General features: G+C 63.2%; 16 protein-coding genes. 6 read left to right on the forward strand and 10 right to left on the reverse strand.

Annotated elements, in window-relative coordinates:
* The first annotated feature begins 4 nt into the window (after positions 1-4).
* Positions 5-1,459 carry a PLP-dependent aminotransferase family protein gene (locus ACN9MZ_RS23955; RefSeq protein WP_426339348.1) on the forward strand — a complete coding sequence of 485 codons (1,455 nt, stop codon included), beginning with the start codon at positions 5-7 and terminating at the stop codon, positions 1,457-1,459.
* On the opposite strand, the gene ACN9MZ_RS23960 is transcribed toward ACN9MZ_RS23955, so the two are convergent.
* Positions 1,456-1,893 (reverse strand): hypothetical protein, encoded by a 438-nt coding sequence (locus ACN9MZ_RS23960; protein ID WP_426339349.1) that lies wholly within the window; start codon positions 1,891-1,893, stop codon positions 1,456-1,458. The genes ACN9MZ_RS23955 and ACN9MZ_RS23960 overlap by 4 nt on opposite strands.
* A 242-nt stretch (positions 1,894-2,135) precedes the next feature.
* Between ACN9MZ_RS23960 and ACN9MZ_RS23965 the strand changes: the two genes are divergently transcribed.
* Together ACN9MZ_RS23965 and ACN9MZ_RS23970 are read left to right on the forward strand one after the other, a co-directional pair.
* Complete coding sequence (locus tag ACN9MZ_RS23965) at positions 2,136-4,226, forward strand: hypothetical protein (RefSeq protein ID WP_426339350.1); 2,091 nt, start codon at positions 2,136-2,138, stop codon at positions 4,224-4,226.
* 20 nt (positions 4,227-4,246) lie between these two features.
* A complete protein-coding gene (locus tag ACN9MZ_RS23970; protein WP_426339351.1) occupies positions 4,247-5,731 on the forward strand; it encodes a hypothetical protein in 1,485 nt (494 codons plus the stop codon).
* A 13-nt stretch (positions 5,732-5,744) separates the two neighbouring features.
* Here ACN9MZ_RS23970 and ACN9MZ_RS23975 read toward each other — a convergent pair whose 3' ends face one another.
* Together ACN9MZ_RS23975 and ACN9MZ_RS23980 are read right to left on the reverse strand one after the other, a co-directional pair.
* Entirely contained in the window at positions 5,745-7,676 is a 1,932-nt protein-coding gene (locus ACN9MZ_RS23975) for a helicase-related protein (RefSeq protein WP_426339352.1), read from the reverse strand.
* 33 nt (positions 7,677-7,709) lie between these two features.
* Positions 7,710-8,546 (reverse strand): helix-turn-helix domain-containing protein, encoded by an 837-nt coding sequence (locus ACN9MZ_RS23980; protein WP_426339353.1) that lies wholly within the window; start codon positions 8,544-8,546, stop codon positions 7,710-7,712.
* A 68-nt stretch (positions 8,547-8,614) separates the two neighbouring features.
* Here ACN9MZ_RS23980 and ACN9MZ_RS23985 point away from each other — a divergent pair, with 68 nt between their 5' ends.
* Positions 8,615-10,027, forward strand: a complete 1,413-nt coding sequence (locus ACN9MZ_RS23985; protein ID WP_426339354.1) for a cytochrome P450 — start codon at positions 8,615-8,617, stop codon at positions 10,025-10,027.
* Here ACN9MZ_RS23985 and ACN9MZ_RS23990 read toward each other — a convergent pair.
* Positions 9,978-10,766: a hypothetical protein gene (locus ACN9MZ_RS23990; RefSeq protein ID WP_426339355.1), complete on the reverse strand. Its 789-nt coding sequence runs from the start codon at positions 10,764-10,766 to the stop codon at positions 9,978-9,980. The genes ACN9MZ_RS23985 and ACN9MZ_RS23990 overlap by 50 nt on opposite strands.
* Before the next feature lie 112 nt (positions 10,767-10,878).
* Between ACN9MZ_RS23990 and ACN9MZ_RS23995 the strand changes: the two genes are divergently transcribed.
* Positions 10,879-12,993: a prolyl oligopeptidase family serine peptidase gene (locus tag ACN9MZ_RS23995; protein ID WP_426339356.1), complete on the forward strand. Its 2,115-nt coding sequence runs from the start codon at positions 10,879-10,881 to the stop codon at positions 12,991-12,993.
* 15 nt (positions 12,994-13,008) lie between these two features.
* Positions 13,009-13,392: an MAPEG family protein gene (locus tag ACN9MZ_RS24000; protein ID WP_426339357.1), complete on the forward strand. Its 384-nt coding sequence runs from the start codon at positions 13,009-13,011 to the stop codon at positions 13,390-13,392.
* Positions 13,393-13,395: 3 nt separating this feature from the next.
* Here the strand turns inward: ACN9MZ_RS24000 and ACN9MZ_RS24005 are convergent, their stop codons facing one another.
* The 6 genes from ACN9MZ_RS24005 to ACN9MZ_RS24030 form a co-directional block, all read right to left on the reverse strand.
* A complete protein-coding gene (locus tag ACN9MZ_RS24005; RefSeq protein WP_426339358.1) occupies positions 13,396-14,694 on the reverse strand; it encodes an MFS transporter in 1,299 nt (432 codons plus the stop codon).
* Between the two features lie 88 nt (positions 14,695-14,782).
* Positions 14,783-15,514, reverse strand: coding sequence for a BON domain-containing protein (locus tag ACN9MZ_RS24010; RefSeq protein ID WP_426339359.1), 732 nt, complete (start codon positions 15,512-15,514; stop codon positions 14,783-14,785).
* Positions 15,515-15,598: 84 nt separating this feature from the next.
* Positions 15,599-16,285, reverse strand: a complete 687-nt coding sequence (locus ACN9MZ_RS24015; RefSeq protein WP_426339360.1) for a hypothetical protein — start codon at positions 16,283-16,285, stop codon at positions 15,599-15,601.
* A 102-nt stretch (positions 16,286-16,387) separates the two neighbouring features.
* Positions 16,388-18,100: a dipeptidyl-peptidase 3 family protein gene (locus tag ACN9MZ_RS24020; RefSeq protein WP_426339361.1), complete on the reverse strand. Its 1,713-nt coding sequence runs from the start codon at positions 18,098-18,100 to the stop codon at positions 16,388-16,390.
* Between the two features lie 49 nt (positions 18,101-18,149).
* The gene (locus ACN9MZ_RS24025; RefSeq protein WP_426339362.1) at positions 18,150-18,752 is read right to left on the reverse strand and encodes a short chain dehydrogenase; all 603 of its coding nucleotides are present in this window, start codon (positions 18,750-18,752) and stop codon (positions 18,150-18,152) included.
* The gene (locus ACN9MZ_RS24030) at positions 18,752-19,354 is read right to left on the reverse strand and encodes a short chain dehydrogenase (protein ID WP_426339363.1); all 603 of its coding nucleotides are present in this window, start codon (positions 19,352-19,354) and stop codon (positions 18,752-18,754) included. Before ACN9MZ_RS24030 ends, ACN9MZ_RS24025 begins: the two co-directional genes overlap by 1 nt.
* Between the last annotated feature and the right edge of the window lie 28 nt (positions 19,355-19,382).

Raw genomic sequence — 19,382 nt, forward strand, 5'->3', positions numbered from 1 at the left:
CGTCATGTTCGCCATCGACCGCAGCTCTCCCATCCCATTGTCCAAGCAGATTGAGACACAGTTGCGACACATGGTCGAGAGCCGCGCGCTGCCTGGCGGCGCCAAGCTGATGTCGATACGCCAGCTCGCCAGCCAGCTGGCAGTGAGCACCAACACCGTCGTTGTAGCCTATGACCGGCTGGTCGCGGCAGGCGTCATCGACTCGCAAGGCACGGCCGGCTTCTATGTCTGTACCAGGAATGACGACGGCAAATCGATTCCTGACGAAGCCGCACTGGAAGCGGGCGAGGAGCAAGAGCCGGTCTGGCTGGCGCAGCAGGCAAACGATCAACGCGAAGGTGTATTGCTGGCCAGCAGCGGCGCACTGCCGCCAACCTGGCTGCAAGACGCCGTTCCGGCGGCCGCGATACAAAGGGCATTGGCCCGAAGCAGTGCCGGCATGGCCTCACGCTGCCCGCCCCAGGGGCTGCCCGAATTGCGCGAACACATAGCGCTGCTGCTACGCGGCATAGGTTTGGACGTTGATGCCGGCCATGTACTGACCACCTTTGGCGGCACCCACGCGATCGACCTGATTTGCCGCAGCTTTTTACAGCCCGGCGACACCGTACTGGTCGAAGATCCCGGCTTCTTCCTGATGTTTGGCAGGCTGCGGCAGGAGGGGATACGCCTGGTCCCGATCAAACGCCGCCCCGATGGCCTCGACCTGGACGAGCTGGAAGCGGCGTGCCGCGAACATCGGCCACGCATCCTGTTCATGCAGACCGCCTTGCATAACCCGACCGGCTGGAGCAGCAGCGCCGCCAACCTGCATAAGGTCTTGATGCTGGCGCAGCAGCATGGCTTCCTGATTGCAGAAGACGATGTGCATGGCTATTTCCAGCAATCTCCAAGCACTCGGCTGGCTGCCCTGTCCGGGCTCGATGGCGTGATCTACTATTCGAGCTTCTGCAAGGCGCTGAGCCCTGCCTTGCGCATGGGCTACCTTGCCGCAACGCCCGCCCTGCTCAAAGTACTGATGCGCACCAAGATTCACTCCATCCTGACGACGCCTGCCTTGAACGAATATGTGCTGCTGGAAGTGCTTAGAGCGGGTAACCTGCGCAAGCACCTGGAGCGCTTGCAGCGCAAGATCATGGCGGCACGTAATGCCAGCACGCGCCAGCTAAGCGCAGCCGGCGTGCAATTCGAGCAGCCTGGCGAAGCGGGCATCTTCCTCTGGGGGACGATGCCCGAGGGGCTCGATGTGGATCTTCTGGTGCAGGATGCATACCGCAACAAGATCCTCCTGATGCGCGGCGCCGCCTTCTCGCCCAGTGACACACCGGATCGGCACATTCGCTTCAACGTGGCCTTCAGCCAGCATCCGCGCCTTAGCCAGTACCTGCAAGAGCGCCTGGAAGCTGTGGCCGGCGCACGTTCAAGCCTCAGCCGGATGCACGCGCAGAAGCCGGCCTAGCGGAAGAACAGGGTCCGGCCGTCGGCAGTGACGGCAATCAGCTGGCCGTCGTGCCATGCCGGCGTCGAAATGTAGGCCCCCAGGCGCTTCACATGCTCGACCGATGCCAACATGGGTTGCGGTCCCTCGAACAGGCGCCTGCTGTCGAACTTGCCGCTTTTCGCATCCAACAGGCCGAAATCATCGGCCAGGCTTCCCGGCGTGCGCCACGACAACTGCTGCCTGCCGGTCGCCGCGTCAAGTGCGAATAACTCGCCGCGCATGCTGGCACCGTACGCGGCGGCGCCAGCCAGCACCGGCGTGGCGCAGGTCCAGACCTTGGTGTCATGCTCAAGCACGGGCTGGCCAGTGCGCTTGTCGAGGCCTACCGGCAGGTTGGTGTCGGACATGCCGAAATAGATGTGCTTCGCATCGGCCACGGAGCCGGAAATCACCCAGCAACCTTTTTCCGTTGTAGCGCCCTTGTTCGCGTCGTGCTGACGGCAGGGCCTCCTCCTTGTGCAAGTCAGTCTTGAGGAAGCGCGGCCATGCAAGAAAACCACAAATCCGCCCAGCCACCCCATGTCTGACAAGCAAACTTCGAGCGTGTGACAATGCGCGCCTTTTGCCGCATATGGCCTCACCTAGAATCCGTGATGGAGCAGAGCTGTCCCGATCCCCCCAACAGGAGCTAGCGATGATCACGACGTGGATTGAAACCGGCAATGTCGCGGAATACCAGGGCGCTGACTGGAACAACTGGATCAGCACCCAGAATTTCCCGAACGTGGAGGCGGCCCAGGCCTATGCCGCGCAAAACAGCGCAATCAGCTTTTTCTTCTTCTGCAGCCAGGCCATGGCGCTGACCAACGGACGCAGCTTCCAGCCCGGCGACGCGGCCTTCTTCAGCGGCCAACCCTGGCTTGGCAGCGCTCCCCAATGCGACCTTTACCAGAAGCAGACCTTTGCCACACCGGCTTTCATCCATGATTTCCCGCAAGGTACAGCGCAAGACAATGCACTGTGCCTGCAATGGAACACCAACATCCAGGGCTTTACCTACCAGGCGATTACCGGCGACCCCTGGAATATGCTCTATGCGTCGAATCAGACCGCCTATTTCGATACCAGCGTCACCAGCCTGCCAAGCAGCGCAAGCGCCGTCATCGTCACCTGGCACGCCTTCCCCAACCGCTTGAGCCAATACCTGGGCGCAGGCGCCAGCCCGGCCAATCCCTACAAATACACTGCAAAACAACTGATGGCAGTCGCCGACCAATACGGCACCAGCAAGGTGCCGCTGCCGCCGTTCCAGCAGATCCCGACCCAGTTGTGCCCGCAAGCCACCTGGAACGACTCGCTGCATACCTATGGTCCATATGGTCCGCGCGGCTGGCAGGACGAATACTGCGAATGGAGCGTGGCGCGCGACCCCAATACGAACAAGATCACGCGCATCGACATGACGTGTGAAAACCCCGAGTACTGGAACACGCTGTGGATGATCGATCCGCAAAAGGTGGCCGCGCTTTACACCAGCACCCTCAACTTCGATGCGCCGGCCAATGCGCAGGTGCAGGTGCTGGCGTCGGACCTCTACCTGACCGATCCCGTGAGCAAACAAGCGGTGATCGACCCGTCCACCGGACGCCCAGCCTACAACCCGCTCAATAAATGGAACAGCGGCCCCAAAGCCGTGCGCGGCGCCAACGCCAGCGGCGGCGCCATGCACCTGACCAGTACGCCGAACACCTTGCAGACGGAGATGGCGCTGGCCGGCGGTGCAACCATCCAGCGTCCTTGCGGCAATAGCGTCCCGCAGACCCTGATCTGCTGCGCACAATATGGCCAGGCATATCGCAACAGCGATCCGCATATTGGCCAGGCGGTCAACCAGGTGGTCGGCGGCCAGGCAGTGGGCGAGCCATGCCAGGTAGCCCTGGCGAATCCCACCGGCCTGTATATCCAGGTACCCGACCTGAGCGGATTCACCCTGCCGGCCGATCCTAAGCTGCCGCCTGGCGCCAAGGCCCAGGATTGCTGGCAGATCGTGCGCGGCAGCGCGACACTGACCGATCCGGTCACCGGCCAGCCGTTTGGCGCGCCGGCGGAGAGCGGCAACTTCGTCCTGCACGCGGTGTTCCAGATTCCCTCGGCCTGGATTGCGGCCGGTGTGCAGTTCACCGTCGGCGATATCCTCGATGCCAATGGCGATCCGATCGAATGGGGCGGCCAGGTGATCCAGCAAATGTTCGTCGGCTTGTGGGCCCGCCCCCTGCCCTTGTCGCAGGCAACGGCCACACAGCCCTGCGTGCTGCCGCCGCCGAGCGGCGTGACCCCGCCGCCCACTCCGCAGCCGCCCAACTATGCGCAAGCGCTGCAGCTGTTCCACAGCGCCGTCTGGTCGGCCTACTACAACACCAGCGTGCCGAATCCGATGGAAAACCCGATCTCGCTGGCCAGCAATTCGACCATGATTGCGCCGACCGTGCGCTGCGGCCAGAGCAACGTCCCCATGAGCCTGACCTGTGCGGTCACGCTGGGCGCCCAAGGCCAGTTACCGACCGTCGATCTCGGCGCCGGCATCACCGTCAGCGTAACGGGCTACCAGGACGATATCAATTATGCGGTGCCGGGCAACTCCTATCCGAGCGGCTGTGGAGTACTGAACCTGCAAGTGAGCGTAGCCCCCACTGCTGCACTGGGCTTGCGCGCCCTGACCCTGACCAATTATGGGCAAGACCAGCAAGCGCCAATGCCGGCCATGCTGAACATCCTCCCGGCCTGAGCGCAGAAAGGAAAGCCACCATGTCCCCGAGCATGAGCATGCGCGGGGCGTGCCGCATCTGGGCCGCCCTGCTATTGACCCTGTCCGCCAGCAGCGCAGGCGCCGCCTGTCCAAGCTGGAGCGGGGTTCCCGTCGTCTCGCCGGTCATTCCCTGCGATTCCCGCGGCACCAACCAGACGGCGTTCAACAACCTGGCCTGGCAGCAGTTTATCGCCCTCAATTGGGCTGCCGACCCGAACCAGCCGGGCCAGCCGAACACCAGCGTGCCGGCCGCCGCCTTCGGAGCGCCGGGCACCACGCCGGTCGCCTGGGAAACCTACAAGGAAAGTTCGGAAGTGTTCCGCCCGAACGGCAAGGCGCCGCTGCCATGGGGCGCCAGCCAGGCCATGCCAGCGCGCATGCTGGCCGCCGCCAGGGGCCACGGCAAACTTGCTGCGCCGAAGGGGATCAAGCCTCTGTTCATGGCCAGCAAACTCACGGAGGCCGATAGCAGCGCGCTGCACGACATCGCGGAAGCCGGGACGAACGGCGCCTGGCTTACGGCCCAACCGAAGATGAACAACTACCTGACCTTGTTCGAGAAGCGCCTGAACCGGGACGAATACAACTACATCACGCAGAACCAGCTGTTTATCGCCAACAAGCAGGCCAGCTTCGCCATGACCCAGGGCATCAACATGCCCGACGGATCGGCCACCTTCAGCAGTTACGGCACGGTCGGGGCGATCGAGATCAAGGCAGCCTGGATCCAGCTCGACGACCCAAGCCTGTGGCCGATGTTCAAGACATCGACGGCCATGGTGTCCTACCCGGTGGCGGGCGGCGGCATGACGCCGCCCAAGCAGGTCACCGTGGGCCTGGTGGCACTGCACATCATCCGCAAGACGCCGAACGCCCAGCAGTTCATGTGGAGCACCTTTGAGCACAAGTACAATGCGCCCAGCAGGACTGAACTGGGCAATCCGTCCCTGCCCTGGTATACCTACTACAACCTGAACTGCAATCCCACGACCGACTATTACCAGTGCAAACAGAACCAGCCGCCCAAGTCGTGCAACGGCGAAGGCGCGACATGCACGCCTGATCCCTATACGGCGCCGGTGCAGGTTGTCCGCAACACGCCGATCAGCAGTACCACCACCAACGATATCGCGGGCTTGAACAAGAGTGTCTGGGCGACGATCAGCGCTGCCAATCCCGACTCTGTCTTCCTCAACTACCAGCTGGTCAACGTGCTTTGGCCGAACAACAATACGCCGATCGGCGCCGGTGCCACTGTCCCGCTGACCAATGGCGACGCCCAGCCGCCAGTCAACCAGCAGCCTGTGGCAAACGTGGTGCTGGAGACGTATCACCAGAACCTCAATTGCCTGAGCTGTCATGCCAGCGCGCCGATCGCCGGTCCCAAGGCGATCTTGGCCTCCGACTATTCCTTCCTCTATGACGCGGCCACCAACCCGGGCACCTTGTCCCGGATGTTCGCGGCCCAGGGCAAGTCGAAGTAGGTCGCCAAGGCTGCTAGCGGAAGCGCTTGGGCTGGCGGCGACGGTTGGCGGCGTTCTGGTCTTGCAGGATGCCGTCCACCCGTTCGGAGGCGGAACGCGAGAGCTCCAGCGCCTGCGCCACGTCGGGGAAGAATTCAGGCAGGCGGTAGCCCAGCCAGGCGTAGGCCGAGTAAAGGCGGCAGGCATCTTCCGCTTCCTGCAGGTTCATCCACTGCAGCGGGTTCTGCTCCGGATGCAGGTGGGTCACGCGCTGGCGCGACAGCGATACGCACCAGTGTTCCCAGGCCTTCTGCAGCGTGACCACGTTGGATGAAACCGGTACCAGCGACAGGGTGAACTTGTCCGCCACCGACAGCGGCAAGGTATCCAGCCATTCAGCGCGCTCGAACTGCTCCTCGGTGATGCGCGGGAAGAAGAAACCGTCCGGCACGTCGATATTGTGAACGAAGCGCTTGAGCAAGCGCGCCAGCGAATCCTCGCCGGTGACGGAAGCGATGCGGTGCAGATGCTCCAGCGTCGGCGCCACGGCGAAACCTGTGGCTTTCAGTGGCGGCAGTTTTTCCTTCAGCAGCGAGCGCATCACGCCGTGCGTCTCGTCGTCGTAGCCCGCCACGTGGCCTTCCTCGTGCACGCCGTAGCGCCCTGCCCTGCCTGCGATCTGGCGTGCCAGGGCCGCGGGAATTTCCTCTTCCTCGTAGCCGTTGTACTTGACGGTGGTAGTCATCACCACGCGCTCGATCGGCAGGTTGAGGCCCATGGCAATGGCATCCGTGCCCACTACCACGTCGGCATGGCCGTCCCGGAAGCGTTGCGCCTGCGCGCGCCGCACTTCGGGCGACAGGTTGCCGTACACCGTGGCGACTGACAGGCCGGCTTCAGTCACCATGTCGCGCCACATCAGCACTTCGCGGCGCGAGAAGGCGATCACGGCGTCGCCCTTGCGCAGCGCCTTGAGCTTGCGCACGGCGGAGGGCTCCATCGACAGCGGCGCCTTGCGCTTCAGGATATGGACTTCGATCGGGCATTCCAGCCGCTCGGCCAGGGCTTCCACCGCGCGCCGCGCTTCGGCCGCGCCCACCAGGTAGACCGTGCGTGCCGGCGCGCCGCAAACGGCGGCGGTCCAGGCTGCACCCCGATCGCGGTCCGACAGCATCTGGATCTCGTCAATCACGGCCACCTCGACCTGCGTGCGCGTGTCCAGCATTTCCACCGTGCTGGCGACGTGGCTTGCGCCTTCCTCGATGCGGCGCTCTTCGCCGGTTACCAGGCTGACCTTCAGATCCGGGTCGGAGGCTTGCAGGCGCTCGTAGTTCTCCAGCGCCAGCAAGCGCAGCGGCGCCAGATAGACGCCGCTGCGCGCTTTGGCCAACGCTTCCATCGCCTTGTGGGTCTTGCCGGAATTGGTCGGCCCCAGCAGCGCGATGAATTTGCGCGGCAGGCGGCGTGCGACTTCGAAGGTATCGGGGTATTCGGCCAGGTTGATGCTCTGGCGCGTGCGCTCGGCGTGGCGTTCTTCGCGATGGCGCTCGAGCGCATGTTCCAGGCGCTGGCGGATGCGATCGAAGACGATGCCGGCCGGCTCGGAGGTCTGCATGTCTTCCAGCGCATGCAGGAAGTCCATCGGCCGCATGCCGTAGTCGTCACATTCCTCGCGCAGCTCGGCGGCGAAGGCGACGACGTCAGCATGCAGGGCGGCCTGCGCCGCGTCGCTGCCGCGTTCCAGCAGCAGGGCTGCGCGACCATCACGCTCCAGCTTGCGCCATTTGGATGGCTTGGCCAGCACGCCTTGCTGCGGCACCAGGTCGTAGGGAATGTGCAGGCCGTCCAGCTCCACAGAACCTGTAAAGCGCAGGAATACGCGGCCTTCCTGCTTTGCCAGTTCGATGCCGCGGGCTGCAAGGCCCAGCTCAGTCACCAACTGTTCGTCGTCGTCAAAATCTGTCATGGCGAGACGATTATAGCGAATGGCGCCGTGCGGCTAGTTCCAGATACGGTAGACCCAATAGGTTTCGTCTTCCAGCCCGCGCCGCAGGATCTCGGACGGGCTAAGCCCGCTGATCTCGCGCGCTTCGCGGCTCATGTGCGACTGGTCGGAATAACCGCCCAGCTGCGCCATGTCGCCGAGCGAAACCTTGCCTTTCAGCGCGGCGTCGCGCGCGGCGATGAAGGTCTGCTCGGCGCGATAGGAGCGGCGCAGGCGGCGCAGCGGCTGGCCTGCCCATTCGCGAATGCGGCGTTCGGCCATGCGCACGCTGCGGCCGATGCCTGCGGCGGCCGCCCGGCCTTCCATGCGGCGCACCCAGTCGCCCACCGCGCCATCGAAAGTGCTCTCATCGCGCACGGCGCGCCAGCGCGGCTCAAGGAAATCCTCCAGCAAGGCTACACGCGTTTCGTCGTCGGGCGCGACAAGCATTTGCGCCCCCAGCTGCTGCCATTCGGCGTCGAGCAAAGCGTGCAGCGGCTGGAACTGGTCGACGATGGTGCTCATATCGATTCCCGTCAGGCGGTGCAGCGCTTCAGGGAAAAACAGCACGGTCATGAAATGCGTCGGCCCCGGGTTGGCGGTCACCGTGGGACCGGTCCACGCGCCCGACAGTAGCACCCCGCCCTCCGGGCATTGCTCCGCCATCGGCGGCTCAACCATCCGGGACTCGCCCACCAGTTGCAGGAACAGCACCGGAAAACCTGTCGCCGGATAACGGTTGAGGCGCTGCTCGTCGGGCAGCTCGCAGCCGACCGTATTGCGCACGACGATCGCACGCAGGCAGGAGGCGAGCGAACGGCGCGGCACGATGAATTTACTAATTGGCAACATGCACAGCATTGTAGCGCGATGTCGCAAATGTTCAAGACCCGACCGCACGGTCGACGCATACTGGCCGCATGAATACGACAACCGCCTCCACTCGCGGCGCGCTGCGCCAACTCTCCGACCTGCCCGGGCCCAAGGGCCTGCCCTTGCTCGGCAATATCCTGCAACTGCGACCGCGCAAGGTGCATGCCGATGTCGAGGCCCTGGCGCAGCAATACGGTTCGCTGTTCCGCATGAGCATAGGCCGCTCCCAGGCGCTGGTGGTTGCCGATGCGGCGCTGGTCAATGGCATACTGCGCGACCGGCCTGACGGCTTCCGGCGCCCCGACGTCACGGCCCAGGTGTCCGATGAAATGGGTGGCGAGCGCGGTGTCTTCCTTGCCGAAGGCGCGGCCTGGCGCAACCAGCGCAAGATGGTGATGCAGGCGTTCGCACCGCATGCGATCAAGGCCTATTTCCCCCTGCTGGCGCGCGTCGGTACACGGCTGCAGGCACGCTGGGCGCAGGCAGCGCATGAAGGTCGCCCTATCGCCCTGAATGCGGACCTGAAGCGCTACACGGTGGACGTGATCGCCGGCCTGGCGTTCGGCGAAGAAGTCAACACCATCGAGCATGGCGACGACGTGGTGCAGCAGCAGCTGGAGCTGATCATGGAAGGTACCGCGCGGCGTTCCCTGCTGCCGGTCCCGTATTGGCGCTACGTCAAGCTGCCCTACGACCGCAAGCTGGAGGCCGCGGTCCTCGCCATGCGCGAAGCAAGCAATGGCTTCATCGCCAAGGCGCGCCAGCGCATGCACGACGATCCTTCCCGCGCCGAAAAACCGCAGAACATGCTGGAAGCGATGCTGGCCGCAGCGGACCAGGAAGGCAGCGGCATCGACCATGCCGCCGTGGTGGGCAATGTCAGCACCATGCTGCTGGCGGGCGAAGACACGACGTCCAGCGCCCTGTCCTGGCTGATCTGGCTCCTGTCGCGCCATCCGGCGGCGCTGCAGCGCGCGCAGGAGGAGGTGCGGCGCATCGCGCCCGATCCGGCGACCTTCAGCATCGAGCAGATGGACCAGCTGGAATACATCGACGCCTGCGCGCACGAGGCCATGCGCCTGAAGCCGCCGGCGCCCTTCATCCCACTGCAGGCCAACCGCGACTGCGTGGTGGGCGATGTGCAGGTGCCGAAGGACAGCGTGGTGTGGTGCGTGCTGCGGCACGACAGCGTGGCGGAAGCGAAGCTGCGCAATGCAGCCGCTTTCGATCCGCAGCGCTGGCTGGATGGCAGCAATGCGCGCCAGCTTGCAATGCCCTTCGGTTCAGGCCCTCGCCTCTGTCCGGGACGCTACCTGTCGCTGCTGGAAATCAAGGTGGCCATGGCCTGCCTGCTGGGGCGCTTCAACCTGGTTTCCGTCGCAGGAGACAGCGAGGAATACCACGGCTTTGTCATGTCGCCAGGCGCTTTGACCATGCGGCTTTCACCAATAGCTGGATAGTCAGCGCAAAAACAAAGGCGCAGAAGAAAGATGCCGCCACCGGCTGCGCGCGCAGCAGCAGCGAGATCGCCACGCAAAATGCGGCAAAGGCAAAGTAGCCCAGCATGGTGCCGCGCAGCAGTTGCACCGCGCTGTTGCGGCCTGCCTGTACGTGGGTGAAGCCCGTCAGCACCGTGCCCATGACCGGGAACATGGCCAGGAAACCGCTCAGGCGCGGTCCCAGCCCTGCGGCCGCCGCGCTGACCGACATCACCAGCACTGCACCTGCCAGCATCCGCCACGGCAAGTCGCCGCCACGCCGAACTGGATTCGCACTCGCGGCAGCGGACGGCGTAGCCGGCGCCGCAGGGAACAGGCGAGGCGCGACAAGCAGCGCGACGACAACAGCCACCGCAGCAAACGGCAATGCCAGGTGCAGCGACTGCAATCCCGCCACCGCAAGCGCCCATGCGCCCAGCGCGAGCGGCATGGCGCCGGCGACACCCATCCGGCCAGAAGCCCAGGCATACGCCAGGCTGAAGGCAATCATTGCCAGTACCGCCATCAGGGTTCCTTCCGCCGCCGTCGCGGCAAACCCGGCGCCCTGCTCCAGCGAGATCGCCAGCAGTATCGGCCCCGCGACGATCGGAAAAGCCGAAAGCCAGCCGGCAACGCCGGCCCCCCAGCGCCGGCCGGCCAGCGTGACGGCATAGATCAATGAGGGAACGAGGAAGAGCTTCAGGGCGAGGATGGAATTCATGGGGCGCGAGTCTAGCACGCTCGTCCTTTGTAACGACTAAGTAACAGCACGTTGACACGGGAGTCCCGATTCCGCACTATCCTCGCTCCCTAGTTCCAACGAAGCCATTGCAATGAGTGCAACTAACATCCTCCCCAAGCTCACTTCCCTGCTGATCCTCGCTGCATGCACCGGCCTGTCCCAGGCGGCAGCAGTCGAGCCGGCCAAACACGCCATCACCCACGAGGACGTGTGGCTGATGAAGCGCGTCGGCGCCCCGCAGCCCAGCCCGGACGGCAAATGGGCCGTGTTCTCGGTCACCGATCCGGCCTACGACAGCAAGGAGCAATGGTCCGACATCTGGATCAAGTCCCTGGTGGACGATAGCGCACCGCGCCGCCTGACCTTCAGCAAAGGCGGAGAATCCGCCCACGCCTGGTCGCCGGACAGCCGCTTCCTGCTGTTCGTCGCCAAGCGCGAAGGCGACGAAGCGCCGCAGATCTACCGCCTCGACGTTGCCAGCGGCGGCGAAGCGCAGCGCATGACCACCTTGACGCTGGGCGCGCGCATGCCGAAGTGGAGCCCGGATGGAAAGCAGATCCTGTTCGTCAGCGAGATCTTCCCCGGCACCACCGATGAAGAAGCAGTGAAGAAGGTCGCCAAGGAGCGCAAGGAGCGCAAATACAGCGCCCGCGCCTACGAATCCTTCCCGCCGCGCTTCTTCGACAAATGGCTGGACGACAAGAAGGTGCGCCTGTTCGTGATGGATGCGCAGGCCGACGCCAAGCCGCGCGATATCCTGGCCGGCAGCAAGCTGGCCGACCTGCCGGGGTTCGGCGGCAGCCAGGGCGACGACGGACAGTCCCTGAACGCGGTCTGGACGCCCGACGGCAAAGGCGTGGTGTTCGCCGTTTCCACCAACCGTGATGAAGCCGCACGCGCCTCCACCTTCACCCAGATCTACAGCGTGCTGCTGGCCGGCGGCGAGCCGGCCCAGTTGACGAAGGACGGCCGCAGCTACCACGACTTGCGCTTTTCACCTGACGGCAAGACCCTGTTCGCGCTGACCGAAGAAGAAGTACCGAACAAGGTGTACGACCTGACCCGCGTAGCCAGCTTCGCCTGGCCGTTCACCAGCACCCAACCGAAGATCCTGACCCAGGACCTGGACCGATCGATCTCGCGCATCGCCCTGCCAGGCGACGGCAAGCGCATTTACTACTCCTTCGAACACGCCGGCCTGGAAAAGGTCAGTTCGATGAACTACGCCGGCAGCGACAAGCGCGAAGAACCATCGCTGCCGAACGGCTCGATCAATTCGCTGAACGCGGGCGGCAAGGCGCTGGTAGGCGTGTGGGAATCGGCCATCAACCCACCGGAAATCTACTCCTTCAACGGCGCCCCGAAGCGCCTGACCTCCTTCAACGTGGAAAAAGCCGCGACAATCGACTGGCAGGCGCCCGAGCATTTCTGGTACAAGACTCCGGACGGCCGCCAGATCCACAACATGATCGTCAAGCCAGCCGGCTTTGACCCGAACAAGAAATACCCGCTGTTCGCGGTAATCCACGGCGGCGCGGCAAACATGTGGCGCGACCAGTTCGTGCTGCGCTGGAACTACCACCTGCTGGCCAAGCCGGGCTATGTAGTGCTGCTGACCGACTACAAGGGCTCCACCGGCTACGGCGAAGAGTTCGCGCGCTCGATCCAGCATGACCCGCTGAAAGGCCCGGGCGACGAAATCAACTGGGCAGTGGACGAAGCGATCAAGAAATATCCATTCATCGACAGCACCAGGCTGGCAGCCGGCGGCGCAAGCTACGGCGGCCACCTGGCCAACTGGCTGCAGGCCACCACCACCCGCTACAAGGCCATCGTGTCGCACGCCGGCGAGATGGACCTGGTGATGCAGTGGGGCACCAGCGACAGCATCTACGGCCGTGAAGTCAACGGCGGCGGACCGGTATGGAGCAAGCTGCCGGTATGGCGCGAACAAAGCCCGATCATGCAAGGTGAGAACCACGAAAAAGGCACCGGCTTCAAGACGCCGATCCTGATTACCGTGGGCGAACTGGATTACCGCGTACCGGTCAACAACGCGCTGATGAACTTCGCGGCGCAACAACGTTTGAATACCCCTAGCAAACTGGTAGTATTCCCGGACGAAAACCACTGGATCCTGAAAGGCGAAAACAGCCGCTACTTCTACAACGAAGTTCACGGCTGGCTCGCCAAATACCTTCAATAAGAGGAGAAGTCAATAATGACGGTTGCAAACTGGTGTATCGCCGCGGCCTGCCTGCTGCCCATGGTCGTTGCGATGACATCCAAGGTCGCCTCGGTCACGAGCAATGACCGCTACGACAATACCGATCCGCGCGACTGGGCCGGCCGCCAGGCCGGCTGGATGAAGCGCGCCATCGCCGCACAGCACAACGGCTTTGAGGCGCTGCCGCTGTTCATTGCCGCCGTCATCCTCGCGCAGCAGGCCCACGCCAACCAGGACCGCATCGACATCCTGGCGATGTCCTTCGTCCTGATCCGCGTGACCTACAGCATCATCTACATCAGCAACCTGGCGACGATGCGCACGGTGGTATGGTTTGCCGGCATCATCGTCAGCCTGGCGATCCTGGCCCAGTCCTGACCTTCATGCGGCGCTGGCTGCGACCGGCGCCGCTGCGGCGGCAGGCCGCAGCCGGATCGCCAGCACCATCAAGCCCGCCACCAGGCAGGCAGCGCCCGCCGTGAACAGCGCTGGATTGTAGGTAAGCAGCAGCGTACGCACCTGCCCCGCCCCGAACGCCGCGACTGCGGCGCCCAACTGGTGGGCTGCGAAAATCCAGCCGAACACCATGCCGGCTTTTTCCTTGCCGAAGGTCGTCGCGACCAGGCGCACGGTCGGCGGCACGGTGGCGATCCAGTCCAGGCCATAGAACATGGCGAATATCGACAGTCCATACAGCGTGAACTCCGAATACGGGAGCCACAGCAGCGACAGGCCGCGCAGGCTGTAATACCAGAACAGCAGCTTGCGATTGTCGTAGCGGTCCGACAGCCAGCCGGACAGGATGGTGCCAATCAGGTCGAACGCGCCCATCATCGCCAGTACCGACGCCGCAGGCACCGGCCCCAGGCCGGCATCGCCGCACAGGGAAATGAAGTGGGTCTGGATCAGGCCATTGGTACTCAGGCCGCAGATGAAGAAGCTGCCGGCCAGCAGCCAGAACACCACGCTGCCCGACGCTTCGCGCAGGATGCGGAACGGCGTTGCGAAACCGATCGCCATCGGTGCCGCAGTTGTTGCCAGAGGCTGCGTTGCGCCAAACGGCACCAGGCCCACGTCTGCCGGGCGATTACGCATCAGGAAGAACACGGCAATCGCAATGACGCTGCACGCCACCAGCACCGGCACGACAGCCATGCGCCAGCCGAAATGCTCCACCAGCCACGCGCCGACCGGCAGGAAGATCAACTGCCCGGTTGCCGAACTGGCCGTCAGCAAGCCGACCACCAGGCCGCGGCGGGTCTCGAACCAGCGACTGGAGACTACGGCGCTCAAGACCAGCGCCGTCATGCCCGAGCCCACGCCCAGCATCAGGCCCCACAACAGCACCAGGTGCCAGAACTGCGTCATCCCCAGCGCCAGCAAGGACCCCGCCGTGATCAGGGCAAGCGCCGTCACCACCACTTTGCGCAAGCCGAAGCGCTCCATCAGGATCGCCGAGAAAGGCCCCATCAGGCCAAACAAGGCGAAGCGCACCGCCAGCGCCGACGAAATCTGGTCGACGCCCCAGCCGAACTCCTTGCTCAGCGGCTGCAGCAGCGCGCCCGGCAAGCCCAGTGCCGCCGACGACGTCAGCCCGGTGAGGAAGGTCAAGGCAACGATGACCCACGCGTAGTGGATGCCGCGGCGTTGCAGCCGCTGGGAGAGAGTTTGTGCAATCATGCCCTGGATATTAGATGATGATCGTCATGAATGCAAGAAATAGAAAAGCCGGCGCTGGGCCGGCCCTTCTTTGGCGCGAGGCGCCTGTTTATTTCTTGATCTGCAGGGAAGATTTCACTTCCTGCACGCCCTCGACTTTGCGGGCCAGTTCGACAGCTTTGTCAGCTTCTGCCTTCGATGGCACGAAGCCGCTCAGCATGACGATACCCTTCTGGGTTTCCACGTGAACGTCCATGGCTTTCACCAGCGGATCGGCCGCATACTCAGCCTTCACCTTGGTGGTGATCATGGTATCGGACATCGCGGTACGGGTGCCGGCGGTCGCGTCACGTGCTGCCGCGCGTGTATCGGCAGTTGCCTCGCGCGTAGTATTGGCCAGGTTGGTTCCAGCTTCGCGGGTGTCCTGGGCAATGGTCTCAGTGGTGCTTGGCGTGCCGGCATGGGCCAGCGCGGTCTTATGGGCGGACTTGGCGTCCGACTTGCAGGCCGACTTGGCCGAACCGCTCATATCGTCGCAACGTTCCTTGGCCAGGTCATACTCGGCATCAGCCAGTTTTTTCTGGGCCTTTTCGACGTCCCTTGGCGTGTTCTGGTGCTGCCTGGTCGCATCCAGGATAGCGCGAGCTTCGGCTACTTTGGCTTCGTCCTTGCAGATGTCTTCGGCATTACCCTTCAGGCTCTTGCAATTGTCTTTAGCAACCTTGTAGTCGGATTCAGCCTTATCCTTCGCAGCTTTGTAGGCATCGTTATCGGCAGCCTGCGCGACAGCGAACGAAGTACTGAACAGGGCAGCCAGCGAAATACACAGGATTTTCTTCATGGTTAGTCCCCTTTAGGATGGTTTGCATGGGGAATTACACGCCTCCCGCGGACTAATTTCTGTGCGCGACCGAACACAGTCGCGTTATTGCTCGTCTTTAAGTAAGCCTTTGCCCCACAACACCCGTGCCTGCTCGAAGGGGTTATGTTCGCCAGCGAACACAGCGCTGCTGGTGGCAAGTTGCAGCCATGCACGCGTGTTGTGTGAACCGTGCTCAACAGGTTGGCGCACTTGCATCAGCCAGGCATGCACCTGATGGTATTGCGCGGCGTTGGCGCGTTGCGTCCATGCCAATGCCACCAGGTCGGAGAAGGCTTCCTCGCGGCGGGTGTCGCGCATGGCCTTGGACAATGCCTGCAATTCCGGATTGTCGAGCTGCTCATGCGGCCCTTCGACAAAGCCGGCCGGCAAGGCGTGCCAGCTGCCGTGCGCCTGGCGCCAGCAATGGCCCACCTCGTGCGCCGTCATGGCTTCGATCAGGACTTTTTGCTGCTCGGCAGGTACGCCCGACAGCACTTGTTCCGCCTGCGGATTGCCGCGCATGGAAAACACCAGCTTGCAGCGTCCGTCGGCAAAGCCCATCGCCAGCGGCACGTCGTTCGGGCCGGCTTGCGGCTGGACCACGATATCGATCGGGAGTTTGAGTTCCTGCTTGGCGTATGCCAGTACAGGGGAGCCGGCTTGCAGCCAGCGCGTTTCAGTTTCGGTCAGCTGTGCAGCGCCAGCAGAAGCAGCGAAGAAGGACAGCAGGATGGACAGGCTCAGCTTCATAACGGAACTCCGGTAACTGGCTACAACTATACATGCCTTACGGCAAGCTGTTACCGGAGTTTCTGCGCTGTTACAAAATATTGGCTGAGCTAGTCGGCAAGTTTATTTTGCGAGCAAGGAGTTGGCAGTCGGGAAAGATGGACGGATGTCGTTCGGGACTTTCTTCATCTTGTCCAAGGCCTTCTGCACATCAGGGCGAATGACGACGTACTTCGCCATCATGTCCTTGGCGCGCGCGTAATCGCCGGTCGCTTCGATGGTGAGGAACTCGCGGTCAAGCTCGGTCACCGCCTGCTTGATTTTCCTGGAGTCGACCGAGAAGGTGCCGTCGCCGTGCGACACGAAGCCGCCTTTGTCCAGCAGGTAGTTGACCTGGATCGCCATGCCGCGCGCGTGCGAGTCGGTCAGGCCGAAGTGCAGCGTGCGGAAGGCCGACGCGAGGAAGGTCGTGTGGAGTTTGCGCTCCGCAGCTTCTCCCTGGCCCAGGGTGTCGTTCAACTGACCCTTCTCCATCATGTACATCAAGGCGAACAGGCCGGTGATGTCGGCTTTCGCTTCTTCGATGGTGGAATAGGCTTCCTTCAGGTCCTGGCGCGGGGTCGACTCCGTAGCGCCGGCCTTGGTGATGTGCGGACCCAGGCCGTGCGTGATTTCGTGCGCCAGGATATGGGTGAAGAAGGAGTTGAAGTCCAGGTCCTTCTGGTCCGCTGGGCGCAACACCAGCTTGGCGATCGGCGTCAGCGTGGCCTTGAATTTTTCTTCCTGCACGTTCTTCAGCATCACACGCTTGGAACCGCGCTGGCTGATGATGCGTTCATCGTTCGGCAGGTTGTAGGCGGCAGTCTGCACGCCCATATTGCCGTCGCCCGCGCCGTAGACCTGGTTTACCACCACCATCGGCGCAACGGCGCCGACTTTCGGGTTGCGGTATTTCGGATCGACAGGCAGGTTGTCTTCCAGCTCCTGCATATGCTTGGCGAAGAAGTCCAGCTTGCGGGTTTCCTTTTCGTCGCGGATGTTCACATACGCTTCGAAGGCAGCCTTGTAGCCGAACAGTTCGTCGTTATAGGTTTCGTATGGGCCGATGGTGACGTCGACCGGCGAATCCAGGTCCATCCAGGCAAAGTCGGATGGCAGGTAATCGTTGGACAGGAATGCGTCCGCGCGCAAGTCGAGGAATTTTTTCAGCGAGGCGTTGCTGGTGGCGAGAGCGGCATCCTTCAGCAACCTGGCCAGCTTTTCAAGCTCCGGCTTGTATTCCTCCGAATACTTCACGATCTTGAATTTGCCGTCATCGCCTTTGCGGATGGTGGTGAAGAACCACTGCGCGTCCTGCTTCTGCGCGGCAGGCAGACCGTTGATCCAGGCTTCCAGTTCTTCCTTGCTGGCGCCTTCCGGATAGAAGTTGGCGGCGGCAGGCTTATGGTCCGGCACCTTGATGCCCGCTACTTCCGCCGGCAGGAAGGACTTGTGGTCGTCGAGGATGGACCACGGGCCCTTGTTCAGCCAGAAGTATTCGGCGCGCGCCTTGCCCAGCGCGGACTCGTCCTTTTGCAGCGCAGCGTACAAGGCCTCGTTGCCCGACCAGCGCTGGCGCAGTTGCAGGGTATCGACGATCTTCGCCGCTTCGATCAGCTTCTTGATCGCCTGGCGGTCGCCGGCGGAAAGCCGGGACGTATCGGCTTTCAGCTGTACCGGCGCGTAGCGCTTGGTCATCTTCTGCAACTCGGCTACATCAGCAGGACCAGCGGCAGGAGCAGCGGCAGCGGTGGCGCTGGCAATCGCCAGCACCAGCGGGGACAGGAGGTTTTTCATGTGGCCTTTTCTCTACAGTTGAAAGGAAGGCCACATTGTATGCCTGCGTCTACCAGGCGCGGTAAGTTTTTCCGCTTTCCGCGCCTTCCACGCAACGGCTGTAGGCGCGTGCAACGCGGCTGGCCGGAACGGGCTCGAAGCCATGAAACAGCGACTCGAATTTTTGCGCCGACTCCTCCAGCAGCGAAGGATTGACCACGTTGATGCGCAGGCCGCGCTGCAGCTCCACCGCCGCGCCGCGGGCAAAGCCCTCGATGCCGTTGTTGACGGTCACCGTGTTGACGCAGCCGCGCAGCGGATGGTGCGCATCGACGCCGCTGGTCAGGGTGATCGAACCGCCATCGCTCAGCGCATGCTGCGCGACCAGCGCCACGTTCACCTGCCCCATCAGCTTTGAATCGAGACCGATGCGGAACTGCTCGCGCGTCATCGCTTGCAGCGGGCCGACGTGAAGCGCACCCGCAGCGACCACCACATCGTCCACCCTGCCGGTTGCCGCGAACAGGGCCTGCACCGAAGCGACGTTTTCGATTGTCACGCGATGATCGCCGCTATGCCGGCCAGCGGTGATCACGCGATGGCGCTTGCCCAGCTCCCGCACCACGGCGCCGCCGATGGTGCCGGTGCCGCCAATAACCAGGACCGTACGCATTACCACACGCGGTAAGTCTTGCCGTTGTCCGCGCCTTCCACGCTGCGGCTGTAAGCCAGGGCCACGCGCTTCACTGGCACGGTTTCAACGCCGTAGAAATAAGGGCCATACGTTTCCACCGACTCGTTGACCAGGGTCGGGCTGACAGAGTTGATGCGCAGCCCGCGCGGCAGCTCAATGGCTGCGCCAAGCACGAAGCCATCCACGGCAGCGTTGACGGTGGTGGCATTGACGCCGTAGCGGACCGGATTGTCCGACAGGCTGCCGCTGGTCAAGGTGATCGAACCGCCGTCATTCAGGTACTTCTGCGCAGCCAGCGCCACGTTCACCTGGCCCAGCAGCTTGGAGTTCAGGCCGATCTGGAACTGCTCCGCGGTCATCTCCTGCAACGCGCCGAAATGCGCATCGCCGGCAGCGACTACCACGCCATCCACCTTGCCGACTTGTTCAAACAGCGCCTGCACCGACGCCGGGTCTTCGATCTTGACCTGGAACTGGCCGCTGCTGCGGCCCACGCTGATCACTTCATGGCGCAAGCCCAGTTGTTCCACGATGCCTTTGCCGATGGTGCCCGATGCGCCGATAACGATGATCTTTTTCATGTTGAATCTCCTGTTGGGTTTCGAAGTG

The organism is Pseudoduganella sp. S-14, assembly GCF_049913285.1.
Classification (GTDB): Bacteria; Pseudomonadota; Gammaproteobacteria; order Burkholderiales; family Burkholderiaceae_D; genus Rugamonas.